Source organism: Bradyrhizobium sp. UFLA05-108, from assembly GCF_059803455.1.
The window spans coordinates 13,270-31,491 of record NZ_JBANAZ010000019.1 but is presented as its reverse complement, the minus strand read 5'-3'; the positions used below and the strand labels follow the sequence as shown (position 1 = coordinate 31,491).

Here is an 18,222-nt window from a genome sequence, read left to right as displayed (position 1 = left end):
TGCATCACGGTTAGGCGGATGACAGTCAGATGACGATTATTTCTCCCGGTCTCCAGTCGACCCGCTATTTCTTCGACGAGCGCCACTCGGTCCTGAGCGATGCTGCGCCGTCAAGTTATGGTCCAAACGTTGGAACGAATGGGCAGAACCTCACCATTTCCTTCCTCTCGCTGAACCGCGCGGGCCTTTCGATCAAGCTCCTCAAGTCGATCGCAGCGAATATTGCGAATTTTGCCGGTGAAGTGCTGATCGGCGACAACGGATCGAACCCGGAAGAGCTTGGGCAACTGAAGTCCTATCTCGCCGAGTTTCCGTATCGCTATCGCCTGCTCGAATTCGGAAGCAATTTCGGCGTGGCCGGCGGCCGCAATCGCATCATGGAGCACGCGTGCACCGATTGGGTGATCAGTGTCGACAACGACATATTCTTCTTTTCCAACCCAATCCGACAGATTCAACGGGAGTTGGCCCTCCTCGGCTGCCATTTCATGAGTTTCCCGCTGCTCAATCCTGACTTGAAGACGCTGTTCTCGCACGGCGCCTGCCTGCAATCCGTCATCCAAGGAGGGAGTCCGCGCCTTACGATCAATCCCATCATTGTCCCGGGAAGCGATGTTCAGTCGGACGCGGACGGTGCAACCGACACGGCTTTCCTGAGCACATTCCTGTTTGGCGGAGCCTCAATCATCAACCGCGGCTCATTCCATCGGCTCGGCGGCTTCGACGACAACATGTTGATCGGCTTCGAGGACATCGACTTCTCGCTGCGGATCTTCCGCGAAGGCATGAAGATCGGCACAAGCGCGCTTCGATTTCTCGTACATGATCATCCGAAGGCAGAGACGTCCGGCGATGCCGACTACGAGCGCACCCGGTTCTCGCGGAAGACGCTGTACGAATCCGCCCGCTATCTTGAGGCCAAGACGGGCTTCAAGATCTGGGGTGACGAAGTCGAGAGCTGGATGCGCTCGAACGAGCAGAAGCAAGGGTGGGCCGCTCCAGGCGATCCCGGCTCCGAGGCGGGGGAGGAACGAACGGACGCGGTGGCGGCACCGCGTCGTCCTCGTGTTGCGCTCCTGACCGACACCGATTCCTGGGCGTTCGCCAATATTTCGCGGCAACTGGTGCGGAATTTGTCCGACCGCTACGAGTTCGAGATTTTCCCGCTCACGACATTGGGGGAAATCGAGCACAGCCGTTGGCTGGCGGAGAATTCGAAGGGCTTTTACGCCGAGGGTGGCGCGAGTGCCCTGGGTCTTGCGCTCGTCGCCGCCGAAGACTTCGATATCATCCACGTTTTCTGGCGAGAATTCCTAACGATCATCGATACGCCACTGCTCGAGGACTATGCGCGCCGCATCGGTTTCACTTATCCTGAATTCCGGCGTCGGTTCATCGAAGGCAAGACCATCTCGATCAGCGTCTATGACCACCTTTTTCTTTCGCCGGAGGATATGTCCGCCCGAGCAAAGATCTTCAACGTCCTTGCCTCGGGGTACTACGTCTCCTCGGAACGGCTGCGACTGATCTACGATGCTGTCGGCAGTATTCCGCGTCCGGACGCGGTTCTTCCGGATGGCGTAGACCTGACCGTGTTCGGTCCGACGAATCTGGAGCGGTTCGACGACATGGGAGACCGTTTGGTAAGGGTCGGCTGGGTGGGACATAGCGGCTGGGCTTCATCTCTCGAGGACTTCAAGGGCGTCAACAGCATTCTCAAACCGGCGATCGAAGAACTGCAGGCCGAAGGGTTGCCTATCGTCATGCAGTTCGCCGATCGCAAGGAACGCTTTATTCCACACGCTCAAATGCCGAATTATTACGCGGGCATCGACGTGCTCGTGTGTACGTCGAAGATCGAGGGCACGCCGAATCCGGTCCTCGAAGCAATGGCCTGCGGCGTGCCGGTGGTGACAACTGATGTTGGAATCGTACCTCAGGCGCTCGGCCCGCTTCAGAGAGAGTTTATTCTGCCTGAAAGATCCATTTCAGCGCTCAAGGATGCCCTCCGCCGGCTCGTAGGCAACCGTGAACTGTTCGCCAGATTGTCTGGGGAAAGTCTTGAGTACGTCAAGGTCTGGGATTGGTCGGAGCGCACGAAACCGTTCGCGCAATACTTCGATGGGCTGCTTCAAAAGGCGCGGGTCGCCGAAAGTGAAGCTCGAACCAAAATGTGCATGCTGCCATTCTCCAATCCGAGCATGGAGCCGGATGGCAGCATCCGGCTCTGCTCGGCGTCGAGCATCTTCGCCTACTACGACGAGACCAACATGGGCAGTTGCCAGACAGATGGTTTGGCCTCGGTCTGGCAGGGTGAACGATATCAGGCCGTCCGCCGCGGTCTCCTAACGGGACACGCGCTCAAACCGTATTGCGAGAAATGCGAGTATCGCCACGACGGCCCCTCCTGGCTGTTACAGATTCACCTGGCCTTGCACGCGTACCATAACGGCACGCGAACGCCGTCAGTCCTTGCCCTCCTTGGCCGCCATGTCGAGCGTTACGAAGAGTATCGGGAGACGGCGCCGTCGCTGGGCCTCAATCCACTTCCCATGGATCCAGAGCTCCACGCCGCCGCGCTGGCGGCCTTCACAGAGCAACAGAAGACGTCAGGTCTCCCGATGGAAGCGCGCCTGGCACCGGAGCCGTTGGTGACCGGGGCAGACCTACCGATTTATATGGACTTCAACACGCTCAATCGCTGTAACGTGTCGTGCACAATGTGCCCGCCGGCCATACGCTTCGACGTACAAGGCAAGAAGCGCGATCCGTACTATCGTCTTACGCTGGCCGAGTACAAGAAGATCACGAACGGCGCGCGCGTGAAAACGGCACACTTCGTCGGAGCCTATGCCGAACCGCTGCTCAACAAGGAGATATTTGATCTCGTCGCCCATGCCAACTGGAACGGAGCTTTCACGGCGATAACGTCCAACGGGATGGCTTTGAACGAAGCGTTTGGCAATCGGTTGCTGGACGCTGGATTGGACATGATAACGATCTCGCTGCACGGCGCGACAAAGGAAGTGGCCGAAGGCATCATGCATAAGAGCAGTTTTGACCGCGTGGTGGCCAATATCCGTAACTTCCAGGAGCTAAAGAAGCAACGCGGATTGAACAGACCGGAAATTTACTTCAATTACGTCGGACAACATACGAACGTCCAGGACATGCCTGCCTTCATCGAGTTGGCGGCTGATCTGGGCGTTCGTTTCGTCAACTTTATCCACCTCATTGACGGTGATGAGGCGGTCGATAAAACGGAAAATCTAATCCACTATCCCGACATCCTGGCCCCGAACGTCCTCAAGGCCAAAGAGAGAGCCAAAGAGCTCGGCGTCTACCTATCTGTAAGCCCGGCGTATGAAGAGGTTGTCGCGCGCTACTATCGGCAATCGCAATCCATTGCTGCGAGTTGAATGATGGACTTGGGGTGACGAACGCTTAGTCAAGCCGATCGGGCACGTTTGCGGGCGATTTGGCTCAAAGCAAATTACGAGCGGCGGATTCGTACTTATTCCGGAATCATGCTGACTGGTCTGCCTCGTCGTCGACGTGGACCAAGAATACGCTCTCTAGTCCGGCACCGTGACGTTCACGGCAGTCGCGCTAGTCTACCTTCATCTAATGTCCATGACGTGATCGAAAATGACCGTTTTTCCCACGCGGGCTACGGGATCGTTAGAGCCTTTAGCGGCGACACCAATTCGTCAATCCGACATTGGGCTGGAACATCATCGCCGTTAATTTTGAGCCCTGGACGACGGGGGCCCTGCGGGCACCGTGACGACTCCCGGCAAAAACGGGTACGGCGCTAAGCATTGTCGGATCGGTCTTTTCCGATGTGACGGCGGCTGGCACCAGCATCGCCCTCGGCGACACATATGGCTTGTCTATCCATGGCTCTTCTTTCGGAGCTAGCGGATCGATCGGTGTGACAGCGATAAGCCTCGGATCGACGTTCGTCGGCGGAATCGATATTTCCGGCAACTACATCGGCAGCTACAATACTGGAGTGCAATTCAACTCGACATGCGTGGGCGCCAGCATTACCGGAAACACGTTCAATCTCACCACCAATCAGTCGTCAATGCAAGCAACTGCGATAGCGGATCAACGTTCGCGGGGAATAATCGGGCGATCCTTTTTCCGACGCAGATCGTATCTGGCGCCCGACTCCTCGGAGATTTGATCGCGACCAACATCGCGGCGCCCAGTGCTCCCGCGACCGGCCATGCTGCGATTTATGTGGACTCCAGGACCAATGCACTGGTGTCCAAGAACGACACCGGTACCGTGTTTACGACAGTTGTGCCGGCATCAGCGCCGACCCATCAATATGGCATCGGCTTCAATTCGGGCGGTCAGCAGCAGTTCGCACAGCCATCGGCCTCTGATCTGACCAACGGCGTGACGGGGTCCGGCGATGTCGTACTAGCGGCGTCTTCCCCATTGACGACGCCGCAGTTTACGGGCCTTCCGACCGGAACAGGCGTAGCGACGGCGAACACACAGAGTACGCTGGTAGCGCGCGAAGCCTCGGGAAATTTTGCGGCGGGGACGATCACAGCATCTTTGACCGGCCATGCCAGACTTGATCTGCCACTGTTGGGCGGAACGATGTCCGGCAACATCGCGATGGGCGGCAACAATGTCTCCGGTATGGGCACGCCCTCTGCGAGCGCGCTGAATATTGGAACGGCAGATTCGACGCTCACTGCGGCCGCGGGCGCCGACATAGGCATCGTGCGCTACACCTCCACCAATGCCGGCGACGCTATCGGCTTCGCCTTTCAGGATGCTGGCTCAACAAAATGGAGCTTCTACAAGAACACCGACAATAGCTTCCTGATCTACGACTCGGCCAACAGCATCAATGCGCTGCGCCTTTTTGCCGGGCTGCAGGCTCCGGATATGCCCAATTCGGCCAGGGTGTTGTTGTCGGATACCCAACTGATCAAGAACAAAGGCAGCGGCACGATAAATGCCGCCGAAGTGTACTACGCCAACGGCACGGCGGGCGTTACCTGTTCCGGCACGCCAACCGCAAGCCTTGCCGTAACAAGTGGTATTGTGACGCACTGCTAAGGTTGCATATCCGGAAGCCCCTCGGTACTGATTAGGCGCGCAAACTGGGGCGTGAAAACATTCATGCAATATCGACGACTCTCGCAAATCGATCTGCTTAAAGTCTATGCCACGATTTTAGTAGCCTTAGTCCACGTTAGCGCGACGCCCGTCGTAATGATGGGGCAGGTATCGTGGCTCAATTGGTGGTTTGCGGATGCGGTTGATTCCTTCGGGCGCACATGCGTTCCGTTGTTCATGATGGCAAGCGGAGCGGTCTTACTCAATTCTGAAAAATGCCTCGACCTTTCTGGGTTCTTTTCGAGGCGGTTCAACAAGGTGATTCTGCCGCTCTTGCCGTGGATACCAGCCTATTATTTCTGGAAATGCTGGTTGATGGGAGAACCAGCCACAATGGTCGGATTGCTTTCAGCATTCACCTTCGGCAATGCCTATTACCACATAGCCTTCATCTACACGTTGCTCGGGCTGTATCTTGCGGCGCCATTGCTGGTGACGATGGTGGAGTCTTTCGACCAATCCCTGCTGCGATACTTTGCGGGGCTATGGTTTGTGCTTGGAATATTCATTCCTTTCATTGGCGGGGTATTTGGTGTCCAGATTTCCGTCCCCGCATATGTCGCGGTGGGGTATGTCGGGTACTTCGTGCTCGGGCGGGCCCTGCGCGATATAGCCATCAGTGGACGGCTCGCCGCAGCATTGTGTGCTGTCATTATCGTCAGCACGGTCTTTACAGCTGTTGCTACGCAGCAGTTGACCGCCAGCGCGGGCGGCATATTTCAATATTTTTGGTACGATTATTTGACGCCGACGGTTGCCGTCATGACCATCGCGTCTTTTCTCATATTGGGAGCCGCACCGGTCCGAGCCTTCCTGGAAGGACATCCGGCAATCTCAGATTCCTGCCGCCAGCTCGCCGGGATGTCCCTTGGCATTTACTTGGCTCATCCGTTCTTTTTGTCGCTTATGGAACTCAATGGGGTGACCTGGTCGACTGGCACGGCGTTTGTCGGCATTCCACTGGCGGCTACTCTCTCAATGAGCCTGTCGCTGATTTTTGTGCGGGCACTTCGATCGACGCGCTTTTCAAGCTGGCTGGTGCCGTAACCGAGAGTATTAATCGGGCCGATATATAAATTCCTCGGCCTCGATCGCCTTAAAGTCTACATCGTCCCGCTTTCGGGGCAGGCAGAAGATCGTGAACTCGTCGCAAACATTGAATAGGACCTGCCGGGCCAGCGAGAAGTCCATCCGTAGATGCCACGGCAGCTGGTCGTAGAGTTTCGTTTTTCGCCAGCCAATTTTGTAAATGCAAAATAGGTTTTGAAACAGCAGGTTCTCGCGGAACCATGGTCCGTATAAAAAGCTGTGTGCCCAGGATACAATCCCTGAGCGCTGTTCGCGTATGGGAGAACCATCTGGCACGCTCCGGTCGGCTTCAGCACCCGGAAGATTTCCTTCAGTAGGAGATCAATCGGCACGTGCTCAAGGAAGTGCGAGGTGAAAATCTCGCGTGCGCTACTGTCCGGAAATGGAATTGATTGTGTGGTGAGGTCAACCAGGATATCGGGGCCAGCGTTCGTTTTTATTTGCGATTCTGCTCCGTAGAAATTGTCTATCCCGATGAACCCGGCCTTTTTGTAGTAGCCGCAACCCAGGTCAAGTTGAAGCCCTTCCCCATTGGGGTCTTTGGCTTGGACCAACTCATCAATCGTCTGAAAGCTAGCACTTGCGATGTGTGGCATAGAATTTCCTCGCTTGGGTCGACAAAAGTTCTGGCGCCTTCGAAGGAAAAACGATCTCCAGCTTCCTAATAGGTTGAGTGTTTAAGGACGCTAGCACCTCAACTCCGCGCGATCAACCGCTCCGAGAATCGATATCACTGCTCTACCGTGAGGGCCCAAGACCGCTCTGTACGAAACGTACAATTCGTTCTCCATATGATCGTCAAGGCAAAGCACCGAACCAACCTGAAAAGCCGATCTGCCCTTCCAAAGTTGCCCCTTTCGGGCGGCTTTTTCGTTGGAGCCATCAATGACCAACATCGTCGCTCTCAAGGCAGTGAACGTTCACCGCTGGTCCGCATTCCATGCCATGGCCGTGCGCCTCAGCGCTCCGACGCGAAGGCCCGGGACCAGGGCGTAACTGATCGCCTGGTCGAGCTCGGCAAGACCGATACGAAGATCCAGCCGGTGCGTGGTGGTTCATCGCGCTCGTGTCGGAGGGGGAGTACGGTGGCCTGCCGCATTGGGACAAGCAGCTGGGACAGGGTGATCCGTCCGGTCAACGGTCTCACAACGTGCCCGCCGGCCGGGGGCCGTTCCTTCCGCACGTGCATGACCCGGCCGGCGCTTTGAAGGCCAGCAATCTTTAAAGGAGCGCCGAGACAGGCCCTCGTGCCGAGAGACGATCGTCGCCGGGAGCAAACTTCAACGAAGCTGACCATCCCCTGTCAAACACACTCCCTACCGCGATGGCTAAAAAGCCGAAAAACACCGAATACCTCATGCAGACTCTGCTAGAGCCACTGTTTAAAGCAGCGGCAAATCATACGTCGCTGGACGCCCTCTTGCGCCTGCTCGAGGACGATCGTGCCAAAAAGCTGCGCGTTCTGCCAATCACACGCAGAATCCCGAAGAGAAGTAAATCAGGGAACATAAGCTTTGAGATCCGGTAGACCTATCTAAGGGCAGGGGCCGGCTGCTGGAGGGGGCTCTTGCTGACGGGCACTTGTGGTCGCTCCGACCGAACTTTGCATTGAGGAAGTCCGTTGTACGGCGACTTGGGCAGAGGGCGAGGAGTTGACGGGGCATTCGCGCCTCCGCCCTAATCTAATGAGCCTATTAGCCCTTCCAAATTTTGTTGGTTCTTGACGAGACATTGCTGGCGCTGATGCGCTTTCAGCCATGCGAGGTTTGGAGGAGGCGCGTGACGGGCAATTTATTGAGTCGTCAAATGCTTTGTCAGCATTCGGTCGGACGACGAAATTTCTCCACTTCCCCGCGGCAACAGCCAGGGCCTGAGAGAGCTTGGGCGCCTGATCGGTCGCCACCTGAAAATGAACCTCACAACTCTCGCGATAGCGATGGCTATCTCGTCATCGATCTGCTCGATACGCCCGAGGTCGTCAGGTCCTTCGGCATCGATACACTCCCCATGCACCCCGGGCATTGGTATATGGAGATCGCGTCTTAGCTCTGCGGAATTGCGGGGCACCGGAAGAACCCGCGACGCGCTGAATGCTTGGGCACTGCACCTGGCTGTGATCATCGATGAAAGCCCGCCATATAGCGGATTGCGATGAAAGTCCCGACGATAACGGCGGCCGTGATAGCGACTGAAAACCCCACTCGAGCCAAGAAGTGGCTACGGCTAAGTCCGTCCCATGAACTCATTTTCTTGCCTTCGTTTGCGACTGGGGCTTGCACCAGAGGCGCTATGTCTTCAGTTAAATGTGAGGGTTGATCCAGTCCCAAACCTTTTTAGGCAACGAGTCTTGATGCTGACGTTAGCCAGTTTCGTTACAATGAGCTTATCGGATTTGTCCATCTGTCGTTGGATGTCGGCGTATAGCACCTCAGCTGTCGACGCCGCTTGGATGAACCAACGGAATCCAGACCCTCATCCTCGATGTGACCGCAGCGCGAAATATGATCGATCAGAGTTCTATCGAGCCTGCGCGTAGTTCGCCTTATGTTTATTCAGATCCCAAGTGACCAAACACGCGGCTATTACTGATCTCCATGATACCCGTAACATGCTCAGAATGACCGTACCACCCGCACACTGCGAGTAGTCGGCGGAATCTCGGTTGCCCACGCCGTGAATCATCGCGTCTGTTGAGGAGCGCGCCGGAAATTCGGCTTCAGCAGTTCCGGAGCACCGTCGCCGATGCACGGGTTCAGCCCACGGGCCATCGCACGGGGCGTGCGGCGGTGCTGCCGCTAGAATGAGCCGCCGGCTTTTCCAGCCAATATCGCCGGCGGCTCGTGCTAGCCTTGAAATTCTGGCGGCAATTCGTCAGACGGCCAGCGTGACCCAGAATGCCGGTTGTGTCGGGAGCTGCAACGTCTTGCTGAAGTTAAGGTAAGGGCTAAAGGTTAAGCTGTCGACGAGATTTGCCGTAAGTGGCAGGTGTCTGTTCACCGAACCTGTGCGGCAGTTGAGCTCAAGCGATTGACCTACTGCTACAACTCGCGCCGTCTCCCGACCCGAACCGGCGGCCAGCGCGCTACCGATTTCAGCGGACCAGATGGTCTATATGCTCGAGGTCGGCTAGCGGAATCCGCAACTGAGTTGGCGATCGCAAAGCGCTAGGCTGGGCGAAGAAACTGCGGCTGGCGGCAATTTCGAGTGAAATCGCGTCTAATCCGCCATTCACATGCGCCGCATGGATGCCGACACCGACGCTGTCCCGGATGACGTTGCCGGTGCCCCCGGGGGGTCTGGAGAGGGCGGCTGATCTCGACAATTGCGCAGCCACGGCCTTCCCGCGAGCTGAGCAACGCCTCTCATCCTATATGTTCTTCAGAAATGGCTTTTTCTGGAATGGAGGAAGTTGCAGACGTCATGATATTCCGCGTGGTTCAGGCGGAAGCCACACGCGGATATGCGATTTCCCAGAAAGATCGGATCGAACGCGAACGCCTGGAAACCGTGATCATAGTATCGCAGACGTGCTGCGGTTGCCCTCTCGGTGGTCGAAAAGAGCGAGAGGGCGAGATCAAAGGGCGCTTGGCAGACTCGTGTGAGAAATTCCATCGGGTCATCCATCGTACCAAGAAAATTAAACGGCAGCGTACAAAGTACTTTTCCGTCGTATCGTTTCATTATCCCACTGATCAGCCGCTTCTTTTTGAAGAATTGGTTTGCATCACAGCAAATCACTGCTGCGCTCCCGCACCGTCGTTCGCGAGGTGGGCTTATGTCGATGCCAAGGTAGTCATTGTCATCATTCTTGACACCGAGGAGGCGGTAGTAATTACAGCCTCCTTGCCACTTCTCAATGCCAACCTAACCCTGCTCGAGGGTGACGGCGTGGACAAAGCAAGCACCGGGCCAAGCTGAAATTGCGGATTTTGCGCTTTCTGAGCGCGGATATCGTCAACTTGCCGACATTTGGTCTTGAACCTAGCTAGCATTGCCCCCAATGCTCGGTGATCTATACGATACGCCGTGGCACCGGGCAGGAGTTAACCTGAGCGTTCGTTCGTGCCGTCGCGATTGGTGAAGCGGTACCGGGGCCGGTGCCGATCGTGAGCACGCCCCAACGTTTCGCGTAGTCCTGCACCACGTCGTATTATGCGTCGCCGCGTCGTGTTCGCCGATCTGAGAGATAGCTTCGACCAGAGTCGCCGGAAGATGAAACTTGCTGCTCTTCCGATTGCTCGGCAGGTTTTGCGCGCCCTTGCAATCGAGCCGTTGCTCTCCTTTGCACCAGGACACGCGATGCCGATGATCGGTGCGAGCTCGAATCGTCGTTCTCAGCGTTCGATGTCAGACTTTGATCATTTTTACGAGACGCGTGACCGCTTCGTCGCGACGTGGTTCCTCGTCGGGATGACGTGATGGCTCGGACTCCCACAACAATGGGACCAAGCGGCGGAAGCCGTGCCAAACGTCGATGAGATCGACCGGCGACGAGTCCGGGCGAAATTTGAAGGCCGCTTCACCGCTAGGCGAATTGCGCTAGACTACGCGCATCGTCATCGCGAGATCTTGGGCGCACATACGAGTCGCAATATCCGGGCCGCGCCTGCCATCCGCCTCTCGCCTCGCGCCGAGGGTGACGGCTCACGGGACCTGGGAGCACCGTGGTCATGGCCTGCGTGAGCATTATCCTCTCCTCCGCTGCGCGGTGGCCCAATGCCGCCGCAGCCGCATCGATACGCCGCCAGGCTGTGGCGGATCGTCGTCGCCATCCAGCCGGCGTAGCGCGGCGAGGATGTTGGCGAGCCGGATTGCGTGGCACATGCCGGGAATCTCGCGTAGCGCAGGACAGGATTCAACGGCGAACATGTCAGACGCCCACGACGACAGAATCATCCGCTTTTCGGACACGGAAAGCTCTTCGTCAGCGAGAACCTGGTCCGGAGACGCATAGTGCGCGGCCGGGTAGAAGAGGGGATCGAGTTTGCCGGTATTCGTGTTGGCGTTGGTCATCAGTTGCCTCCCTTACGCTCCTTTCTTCGGGACGGTCTTGTGAGATGGGCCGGGCGGGGTTCGCCGCCCGGGAGCTTCGTTACTGAGTGTTGATGGCGATGCGCTTAACATCCGCGCGCGGGCTCTCCGATTTAGGCAATATGATGCTCAGCACGCCATTCTTGAACGAGGCCTCGGCCTTGTCCTCCTCGACGTTCTCCAGCGGGATCTGCCGTTCGAACGCGCCGTAATAGCGCTCGGTGAAGTGCTTGCCTTCGCCGCTGCGCTCGTCCTTCTTCTCGCCGCGGATCGCCAGGACGCCGTTCGCGATTTCGATCTGGACGTCCTTCTCCGTCATGCCGGGCAATTCGGCCGTGATGGTCAGCGCCTTGTCGGTTTCGCTGAGCTCGATCGTGGGCCAGCCGAATTGCCCTTCCATCAGCGGCGCCAGACCCGTACCGCCGAACCCCGGAAGACATCGTCGAACAGGCGGTTCATCTCGCGATGAAGCGCCATGAACGGATCGTAGTTGCCGCGCGTCGACGCAAGTTCCTGATTCCTCGACGGGGGATGAGATCACTAATTGCCATGATGTTCTCCTTGATACGTGAGGCAAGGAGCGCGGCTGCGCTTGCGCGCGCCGCGCTCCGCCGTCGGACCTTGACTGGCGTCAGGCTGCCTTCTGCTCGATCTGCGACGGAGAAGCACCGCCTGCGATCTGGATCCGGCGCGGTTTCATCGCTTCGGGTACCTCACGGACGAGATCGATGATCAGCAGTCCATCGCGGAAGGAGGCCGCTTTCACCTGAACGTAGTCGGCCAGGTTGAATACGCGCTTGAACGGACGTGCGGCGATCCCCTGGTAGAGATACTCGCCGGCCGCCTTCTCGGGCTTCCTGCCCTCGATGGTGAGCGCGTTCTGCTCGGCGGTCACGGCGATGTCGTCGGCTCCGAAGCCGGCGACGGCGAGCGAGATCCTGTAATGGTCCTCGCCGGACCGTTCGATGTTGTAGGGGGGATAGTGGTCCTCGGTCGCCTGGCGCATCGTGCTGTCGACGAGGTCGGCCAGATGATCGAAGCCGATGGTGGAGCGCCACAGGGGCGCGAAGTCGAACGTAGTCCTCATAACCAAGTCCTCCAAAGAGCAAGATGGATACAAGGAGCGCAAGGCAGGAGTCAGAAGGGTCTGATACCCGGCCCGGCGCCCGCGCCGGACCCGATCTGGCGCCCGGCACACCGCTCTCGCGGCGAAAAATGACTTAGAAAATCGGGAAGGCGTTTCAAGAGGTCGGTCGCAAGAAACTTCGCGACGATCTCGGTGCCGCTCTCATTGCCGTTGTGCCGTTGTTCCGAAGAACTCGCAGATGCACCCACAGGCGTCTTGACAGCCGATCGTCCCCGGGAATTCTCTTTCCCGGTTTTCTCAACCCCGAAAAGGACCGTGACGACCGCCAGGAGTGACGAAGATGCTCGACGAAGATCTGCCCCGCATCCGCGCGCACCGCAATAATATTCACCGCTATCGACGGCTGCTCCGGACGAAGCTGTCGGAGCTGGAACCTCAGTTCATCGAAAGGCGGCTCGCCGAGGAGAAATCCGCGCTCGATGCTCTGGCCACCGACACCTTCCCCGTCGCATTCGCGCTTCCGAAGGGCCCGTCGGCCTCCGCAACGATGAGGAAGGAGCGATAAGCGACGCTCGCGACCTGCTTATCCGCGCCAGCGGAGCCATTCGGGGAAAGACGACTTGTCCTTCCGGATGACCAAGATCCAGCAACCGTCCGCTCTGACTTCATGAAGCCAGTAGGTCCCGACGGGACGGGAGAGTTCGCCATGCACACGGAGAACATTAGCGATGCTTTAGGAATCAGGAACAAGCAGCAAAGCTGCGTGTTCTCGACATGCTCTGGTCGTCAATGTCCCCCCTGTTGCCAGACCAGAGGCCAACCCCAAGGCCCCAGCCGCTCCCCGTCGGACTGGGGCCATTTGGTATATGCAAGTAGGCCGCCTCCCAAATGTGAATCGTATCGGGAAAACGTCAAGCGGTGTTCAAAAGTGAACATAATGTATCGGCGACCGACCTGGCTAGCTCAAGCTTGGTCGAGCAATACCGCCAACCAAACTCCAGCGCGTCCGACATTGTAGGTGATGCCGGCCCCTGCAGCCAAACACGCTCATGGCGTCAAAGGAAGGAGTCACTTCGGATCGACGCCGAGAACAAGAAGGCCGATCAGAAGGTGAAAAGCATCTCCAGTCAGCGCTGATATAAGCAAGCCTCAGCACGAGCTTGGTTCGTTCTGCATTTACAGGTCGGTCTGTCCAAAAGTGAACACAACGTACTTAATAGCTGATCTAGGCTCGGGCCGCTTGGGCGAAAACCGCCAAGCTGCCTCTCCAGCGGCTCCGGCACTTGTAGTGGTGCTGGGCCCGTTCTTATTCGCGCCTCCCGCTCGCCAATGAAACCTGAGAGGTAATTTGCGACTCGATAACTCTCTGCACAGATCGGGCGGACTAGACTGTCGGTGCGGCGCGCTCGCTGTGCGCTAGCCCACGGACCGCCGGCTCAAGCCGCGCGCGTGAATCCCGCGCGGCAGTCCCTTCAGCTCGTCTCAGAGATGCGGCCGATTACCGCTCCATACGACAACGTAGCTCGACGCACTGCTTCATCCCGGGACTGCACTTGGACATTTCAGACGATCCGAGTCTCAAGACAACCTTTTGCCTTAGCAACCAATTCGAATCCCGGCTGTTGTCGAGCGACACATCAACGCCGGAGGACAAGAATGCCGCGCATACTACCAATCCTCGCCGCTCTCACGTTGCTCGGATCGGCTCCTGTCAGCGCTCAGTCTCAGCCAGCCCAGAGCGGGCCGGGCAACAATGCCGTCAACAGCTCGGACCAGAACAATTCGAGTGCGCCGGTGGCGGGCCGCAACAGCTTCACCGAAGGCCAAGCCAAGTCGAGGATCGAAGCGGCCGGCTATTCCAACGTCTCGGATCTTCAGAAAGACAATGATGGTGTCTGGCGGGGCAAGGCCGACAAAGCCGGAACCAAAACCGACGTGAGCATCGACTTTCAGGGCAACGTAAACCCCGCCAAATGAGCAGGAGCATCGACATGACGACGACAATTTCCCGCCTTTATGACAACTACTCCGATGCCGAGCGCGCCGTCACTCGTCTCGAGGCCGCCGGCGTTCCGCACTCCGACATCAGCATTGTCGCCAATAACTCGGAGAACTGGTACCGGCCCCGAGGCAAGGTCGATCGCGATCGTGACGGTGTCGATGACCGCGCTGAAGGTGCCGGCACAGGTGCCGGTATTGGCGCAGGGCTTGGAGGCGCGGCAGGGTTGCTCGCTGGATTGGGATTGTTGGCGATTCCGGGTCTTGGACCTGTGGTCGCTGCGGGATGGCTTGCAGCTACAGCCGCTGGCGCCGCAGCTGGCGCGGCGACCGGCGGGATCGTGGGCGCGCTCACGCAGGCCGGTGTATCGAAAGAAGATGCATCGCGCTTTGCCGAGGGAGTTCGACGCGGCGGGACGTTAGTCTCAGCCAGAGTAGCCGATAACGACCACTCCCGACTGGAGGCCCTTCTTGACGACTCGTCTGTGAATCTGAGCGAGCGCAGCACTGCCTGGCAGAAGAGTGGGTGGACGGATTTCGACGCCGCGAGCTCGCCACTTGCTCCGGACGATATTCGTCGCGAGCGCGACCTTTACGGGACAAACACCGCTAGGTAGGACGCTCCATGCGAAGACAGGCCGTTCGAACATCGGACGGCTTTCTCGTTTAGCATAGCGCACCTGGATATCAAACAAAGAACAGGTCGCGGGTGGTCCACTTAGACCGCACCCGTCTAGCGGCTCATGCGAGTGCCACTGTTTTTAAGACTGTAATGATAGTATTTCACATTTTAGGCTCCCTGCTTCTCCAAGTGGGGCGCGCGGTTGGTGTAATTAAAATGCGCCGGCGGGCTTGTACTTCCGCTTGATTATCTGTGTCAAAACTCCCGAGTGGAGGGCCTGTGTTTGCTTTTCTTCAACGTTGGTTAGCAGGTGCGTGCGCCAATCAGCTCTTATTCGAATGCGACGCCATCCCGGTCGTTCTCATCGAACCAAGCTTGCGCAACCTAAGAATGGCGAGGCATTGCGAGGTGCTTATTGCCGCACGCGGTCAAGGGTGTGCGCATTCGTCGCATCGATGAGGATCGACTTCGAAGTATCAACCGAGGAGGGCCGAGAGGATGAGGGGCGGCGACTTCTTGCCGATGGGAGCTGTCGAGCAACGGCAGCCAGGCAGCGCAATACCGAGATCGACGCCCAAAATCTTCGAACGGCGTCCATGAGCCCAACGCAGCGACTGGCGAATAGAACCGACGTCGTCAGAAGGATACAGGACACCGAAGCGGCACGTCAGTTCATACAGAAGGAGCTCGATGCCATCGCGCCGGATCCAAGCCGCCGGCGCCGCGCTCACCGGCGCCGACCTTCAAGACGGGTGACGTCCGCTTTTCGGACGCGGAGACCTTGAAGCTGCGGGGAGTTCGTGCCGACCTACTTCAACGCTACCGGATGAAGCCCGAGTCCGCAGTCCATAAACCGTTCCTGTCCAAATGCGCTTTCTAGACCTCAAGGACCAGCGATTCCATGCACTGTTGGACGCCTTCAAGGATGAGGCCGACGGCCGGGCCGAGAGGACGATAGCCGCCGTACCCGCTGATTGTCCGGCAGGTCCTTTAGAGACGCTACGGCGCGACGGCCCTTACGCGTACGTACGAGCCCGGGGCGTCTTCGATGACCGGGAGATAGCTTCCACCGGGTTCGCGCGCCGGAACCCGCTCGTCGTTCAGCCGGGTCACCCACTCATCCCAGACCGGCCACCACGACCCCTGATGGCTGGTGGCGGTCGAAAACCATTGATCGGCATCGGGTGGCAGGCTGTTGTTGGTCCAGTGACCGTACTTGCTTCCGGGTGCGCTGATCACGCCCGCCATGTGGCCGGACGCCGACAGCACGAACTTCACAGGGCCGGAATAGAGACGCGTCGCCGCATATGTCGACTTCCAAGGGGCGATGTGATCCTCGCGCGTCGACAGAATGAAGGACGGGACCTTGATCTTTGACAGATCGATCGGCGTTCCAGCCAAGGTGATGCCGCCTGGCTTCGCGAGAAGATTTTCGAGATACATCTTCCGCAGATAGAACGAGTGCATGGCGGCGGGCATGCGCGTCGAGTCCGAATTCCAGAAGAGCAGGTCGAACGGTAGCTGCTCCTTGCCGAGCAGATAGTTGTTGACGACGAAGGACCAAATCAAGTCGTTCGCCCGCAACATGTTGAACGAGGCCGACATGTCGTGTGCTTCGAGATATCCGCGCTCGCGCATGCGCCGCTCGAGGGACGCGAGCTGCTCCTCGTCGATGAAGACGGCCATGTCGCCGACCTCCGAGAAATCGACCAGCGTCACGAAGTAGGTGGCGCTCGCGATGCGGTCGTCGTCGTTCGCCGCCAGATAGGCCGTCGTCGAGGCAAGCAGAGTGCCTCCGAGACAGTAACCGATCGCATTCACTTGCCGCTCGCCGGTGGCGCTGCGGATCGCATCGAGGGCCGCGATCGGCCCGTCGAGCATGTAGTCCTCGAAGGTCTTCTCGGCGAGTTTTTCGTCGGGGTTCACCCAAGAGATGACGAAGACCGTATGTCCCTGGTCGACCGCCCATTTGATCAGCGAATTCTTCGGCTGGAGATCGAGAACGTAAAACTTGTTGATCCAGGGTGGAACGATAAGAAGCGGGCGCTTGCGGACGTCCTGCGTCGACGCGGCGTATTGGATCAATTGCATCAGATTATTCTGGAACACGATCTTTCCCGGCGTCGTCGCGATGTTCTCGCCGAGTCGAAAGGCGTTCATGTCGGTCATCGTGATCGACAGGTGGCCATCGCCGCGTCCCAGATCGGACAACAGGTTCTCCAATCCGCGCAGCAAGTTCTGTCCCCCGGTTTCGAGCGTGGCCTTGAGCACCTCTGGGTTCGTCGCCACGAAGTTCGAAGGAGAGATCGCGTCGACGAACTGGCGCGTGTAGAAATCGACCTTGCGTGCGGCCGCGTCGTCCATGCCCTTGACGTCCCTGACCGCCGAGAGGATCGACTTTGCAGCGACGAGATAGCTTTCCTTGACGTAGCTGAAGACCGCGTTTTCGGTCCAGTCGGGATGCTTGAACCGCTTGTCCTTCGGCTTTTCGGGTTCGGGAGGAGGCATCGTCCACATGCGCTCGGCCGCCTTCGTCCAAAGGGCGATGCTTTCGTTGAACAGGTCGATCTGAGCCTTCGCAACCGGGGTCGGGTCGGTCATCATCTTGGTCATGAGGTCGACGAAGTCGAACCCGAGCGTCGACGTATCGGCCATGCCGAGCTTGGTCGAGTTGGCCTGGTTGGAGACGAAGCGCTGCATGAGCGATTGGCTCTGTCGCGCGATGGACTGAAGCTGGCTCGCCAGAAGAAGGGGATCCCAAGAGGGCTGCACGGATCGGTCTGTCATGGCTCCTCCCTTCCGAAAGATTAGCACTGCGGACATCGAAGACTCAACGCGGAGCGACCCGCAACGGTTCGACGGCGCAGTGCGCGATCAACCGCCATCGCCGATCTCCGCTTTTTGTGCGATGCGGTCCGAGGCCGAACGTACGATGCATCGCGACCGCGGTCGCTTCGGTCCGCCTGGCGAGCCACGGACAACCTAGTTTGAATGCGCGGCGCCGAACCTCGAGCCGTTCCAGTACAGAGTTTTGGGCAGGGCGCGGAGCCGACCTTTTCGCAGGACGAACCGTGAAGGTCGAGCACCATCGCGGGCCTGCCGTTCACGCTCCGGAATTACAGTCCCCTGGCTTATCGCAGAGCGCCTTCCAATACGTTCCGCCGGGCAGCGAGATATAGACCTCCTTAACGCACCCGGCCGATCCGCAATAAGGCGAACTCCCGGCGCATTCGTAGTTCAGGTAATC

General features: G+C 58.2%; 13 protein-coding genes. 8 read left to right on the top strand and 5 right to left on the bottom strand.

Translation table 11 applies throughout. The annotated features are described in order from the left end of the window. Positions 1 to 29 precede the first annotated feature (29 nt). From SO140_RS16065 to SO140_RS16055, 3 genes are all read left to right on the top strand, one after another. A complete protein-coding gene (locus SO140_RS16065) occupies positions 30 to 3,419 on the top strand; it encodes a glycosyltransferase (protein WP_498542798.1) in 3,390 nt (1,129 codons plus the stop codon). 853 nt (positions 3,420 to 4,272) lie between these two features. After that, positions 4,273 to 5,088, top strand: a complete 816-nt coding sequence (locus SO140_RS16060; RefSeq protein ID WP_498542797.1) for a hypothetical protein — start codon at positions 4,273 to 4,275, stop codon at positions 5,086 to 5,088. Positions 5,089 to 5,139: 51 nt separating this feature from the next. Then, positions 5,140 to 6,195, top strand: a complete 1,056-nt coding sequence (locus tag SO140_RS16055; RefSeq protein WP_498542796.1) for an acyltransferase — start codon at positions 5,140 to 5,142, stop codon at positions 6,193 to 6,195. A 56-nt stretch (positions 6,196 to 6,251) separates the two neighbouring features. On the opposite strand, the gene SO140_RS16050 is transcribed toward SO140_RS16055, so the two are convergent. Then, complete coding sequence (locus tag SO140_RS16050) at positions 6,252 to 6,833, bottom strand: class I SAM-dependent methyltransferase (RefSeq protein WP_498542795.1); 582 nt, start codon at positions 6,831 to 6,833, stop codon at positions 6,252 to 6,254. 2,803 nt (positions 6,834 to 9,636) lie between these two features. Here SO140_RS16050 and SO140_RS16045 point away from each other — a divergent pair. Both SO140_RS16045 and SO140_RS16040 read left to right on the top strand, forming a co-directional pair. Continuing rightward, positions 9,637 to 10,155 carry a hypothetical protein gene (locus tag SO140_RS16045; RefSeq protein WP_498542794.1) on the top strand — a complete coding sequence of 173 codons (519 nt, stop codon included), beginning with the start codon at positions 9,637 to 9,639 and terminating at the stop codon, positions 10,153 to 10,155. A 294-nt stretch (positions 10,156 to 10,449) separates the two neighbouring features. After that, entirely contained in the window at positions 10,450 to 10,656 is a 207-nt protein-coding gene (locus SO140_RS16040; RefSeq protein ID WP_498542793.1) for a hypothetical protein, read from the top strand. A 267-nt stretch (positions 10,657 to 10,923) separates the two neighbouring features. Here SO140_RS16040 and SO140_RS16035 read toward each other — a convergent pair whose 3' ends face one another. The 3 genes from SO140_RS16035 to SO140_RS16025 all read right to left on the bottom strand — a co-directional run bounded on the left by SO140_RS16035 (position 10,924) and on the right by SO140_RS16025 (position 12,355). Further along, positions 10,924 to 11,250 carry a hypothetical protein gene (locus SO140_RS16035; RefSeq protein ID WP_498542792.1) on the bottom strand — a complete coding sequence of 109 codons (327 nt, stop codon included), beginning with the start codon at positions 11,248 to 11,250 and terminating at the stop codon, positions 10,924 to 10,926. 79 nt (positions 11,251 to 11,329) lie between these two features. Then, positions 11,330 to 11,668 (bottom strand): Hsp20/alpha crystallin family protein, encoded by a 339-nt coding sequence (locus tag SO140_RS16030; protein ID WP_498542791.1) that lies wholly within the window; start codon positions 11,666 to 11,668, stop codon positions 11,330 to 11,332. Positions 11,669 to 11,899: 231 nt separating this feature from the next. Beyond that, on the bottom strand, positions 11,900 to 12,355 hold the full coding sequence (locus tag SO140_RS16025; protein ID WP_498542790.1) for an Hsp20 family protein: 456 nt from the start codon (positions 12,353 to 12,355) through the stop codon (positions 11,900 to 11,902). Between the two features lie 340 nt (positions 12,356 to 12,695). On the opposite strand from SO140_RS16025, the gene SO140_RS16020 reads away from it, so the two are divergent. The 3 genes from SO140_RS16020 (at position 12,696) to SO140_RS16010 (ending at position 14,970) form a co-directional block, all read left to right on the top strand. Further along, on the top strand, positions 12,696 to 12,920 hold the full coding sequence (locus tag SO140_RS16020) for a hypothetical protein (protein ID WP_498542789.1): 225 nt from the start codon (positions 12,696 to 12,698) through the stop codon (positions 12,918 to 12,920). A 1,091-nt stretch (positions 12,921 to 14,011) separates the two neighbouring features. Further along, on the top strand, positions 14,012 to 14,332 hold the full coding sequence (locus SO140_RS16015) for a hypothetical protein (RefSeq protein WP_498542788.1): 321 nt from the start codon (positions 14,012 to 14,014) through the stop codon (positions 14,330 to 14,332). Positions 14,333 to 14,346: 14 nt separating this feature from the next. Beyond that, positions 14,347 to 14,970 carry a hypothetical protein gene (locus SO140_RS16010; RefSeq protein WP_498542787.1) on the top strand — a complete coding sequence of 208 codons (624 nt, stop codon included), beginning with the start codon at positions 14,347 to 14,349 and terminating at the stop codon, positions 14,968 to 14,970. A 1,004-nt stretch (positions 14,971 to 15,974) separates the two neighbouring features. Here SO140_RS16010 and SO140_RS16005 read toward each other — a convergent pair. Next, positions 15,975 to 17,762 (bottom strand): PHA/PHB synthase family protein, encoded by a 1,788-nt coding sequence (locus SO140_RS16005; RefSeq protein WP_498542786.1) that lies wholly within the window; start codon positions 17,760 to 17,762, stop codon positions 15,975 to 15,977. Positions 17,763 to 18,222: the final 460 nt, after the last annotated feature.

Excerpts from the sequence above, each read along its gene's own strand:
- SO140_RS16005 (WP_498542786.1), bottom strand. The coding sequence starts at position 17,762 with ATGACAGACCGATCCGTGCAGCCCTCTTGGGATCCCCTTCTTCTGGCG.
- SO140_RS16010 (WP_498542787.1), top strand. The coding sequence starts at position 14,347 with ATGACGACGACAATTTCCCGCCTTTATGACAACTACTCCGATGCCGAG.
- SO140_RS16045 (WP_498542794.1), top strand. The coding sequence starts at position 9,637 with ATGGAGGAAGTTGCAGACGTCATGATATTCCGCGTGGTTCAGGCGGAA.
- SO140_RS16050 (WP_498542795.1), bottom strand. The coding sequence starts at position 6,833 with ATGCCACACATCGCAAGTGCTAGCTTTCAGACGATTGATGAGTTGGTC.
- SO140_RS16025 (WP_498542790.1), bottom strand. The coding sequence starts at position 12,355 with ATGAGGACTACGTTCGACTTCGCGCCCCTGTGGCGCTCCACCATCGGC.
- SO140_RS16065 (WP_498542798.1), top strand. The coding sequence starts at position 30 with ATGACGATTATTTCTCCCGGTCTCCAGTCGACCCGCTATTTCTTCGAC.
- SO140_RS16020 (WP_498542789.1), top strand. The coding sequence starts at position 12,696 with ATGCTCGACGAAGATCTGCCCCGCATCCGCGCGCACCGCAATAATATT.
- SO140_RS16015 (WP_498542788.1), top strand. The coding sequence starts at position 14,012 with ATGCCGCGCATACTACCAATCCTCGCCGCTCTCACGTTGCTCGGATCG.
- SO140_RS16040 (WP_498542793.1), top strand. The coding sequence starts at position 10,450 with ATGAAACTTGCTGCTCTTCCGATTGCTCGGCAGGTTTTGCGCGCCCTT.
- SO140_RS16030 (WP_498542791.1), bottom strand. The coding sequence starts at position 11,668 with ATGGAAGGGCAATTCGGCTGGCCCACGATCGAGCTCAGCGAAACCGAC.
- SO140_RS16035 (WP_498542792.1), bottom strand. The coding sequence starts at position 11,250 with ATGACCAACGCCAACACGAATACCGGCAAACTCGATCCCCTCTTCTAC.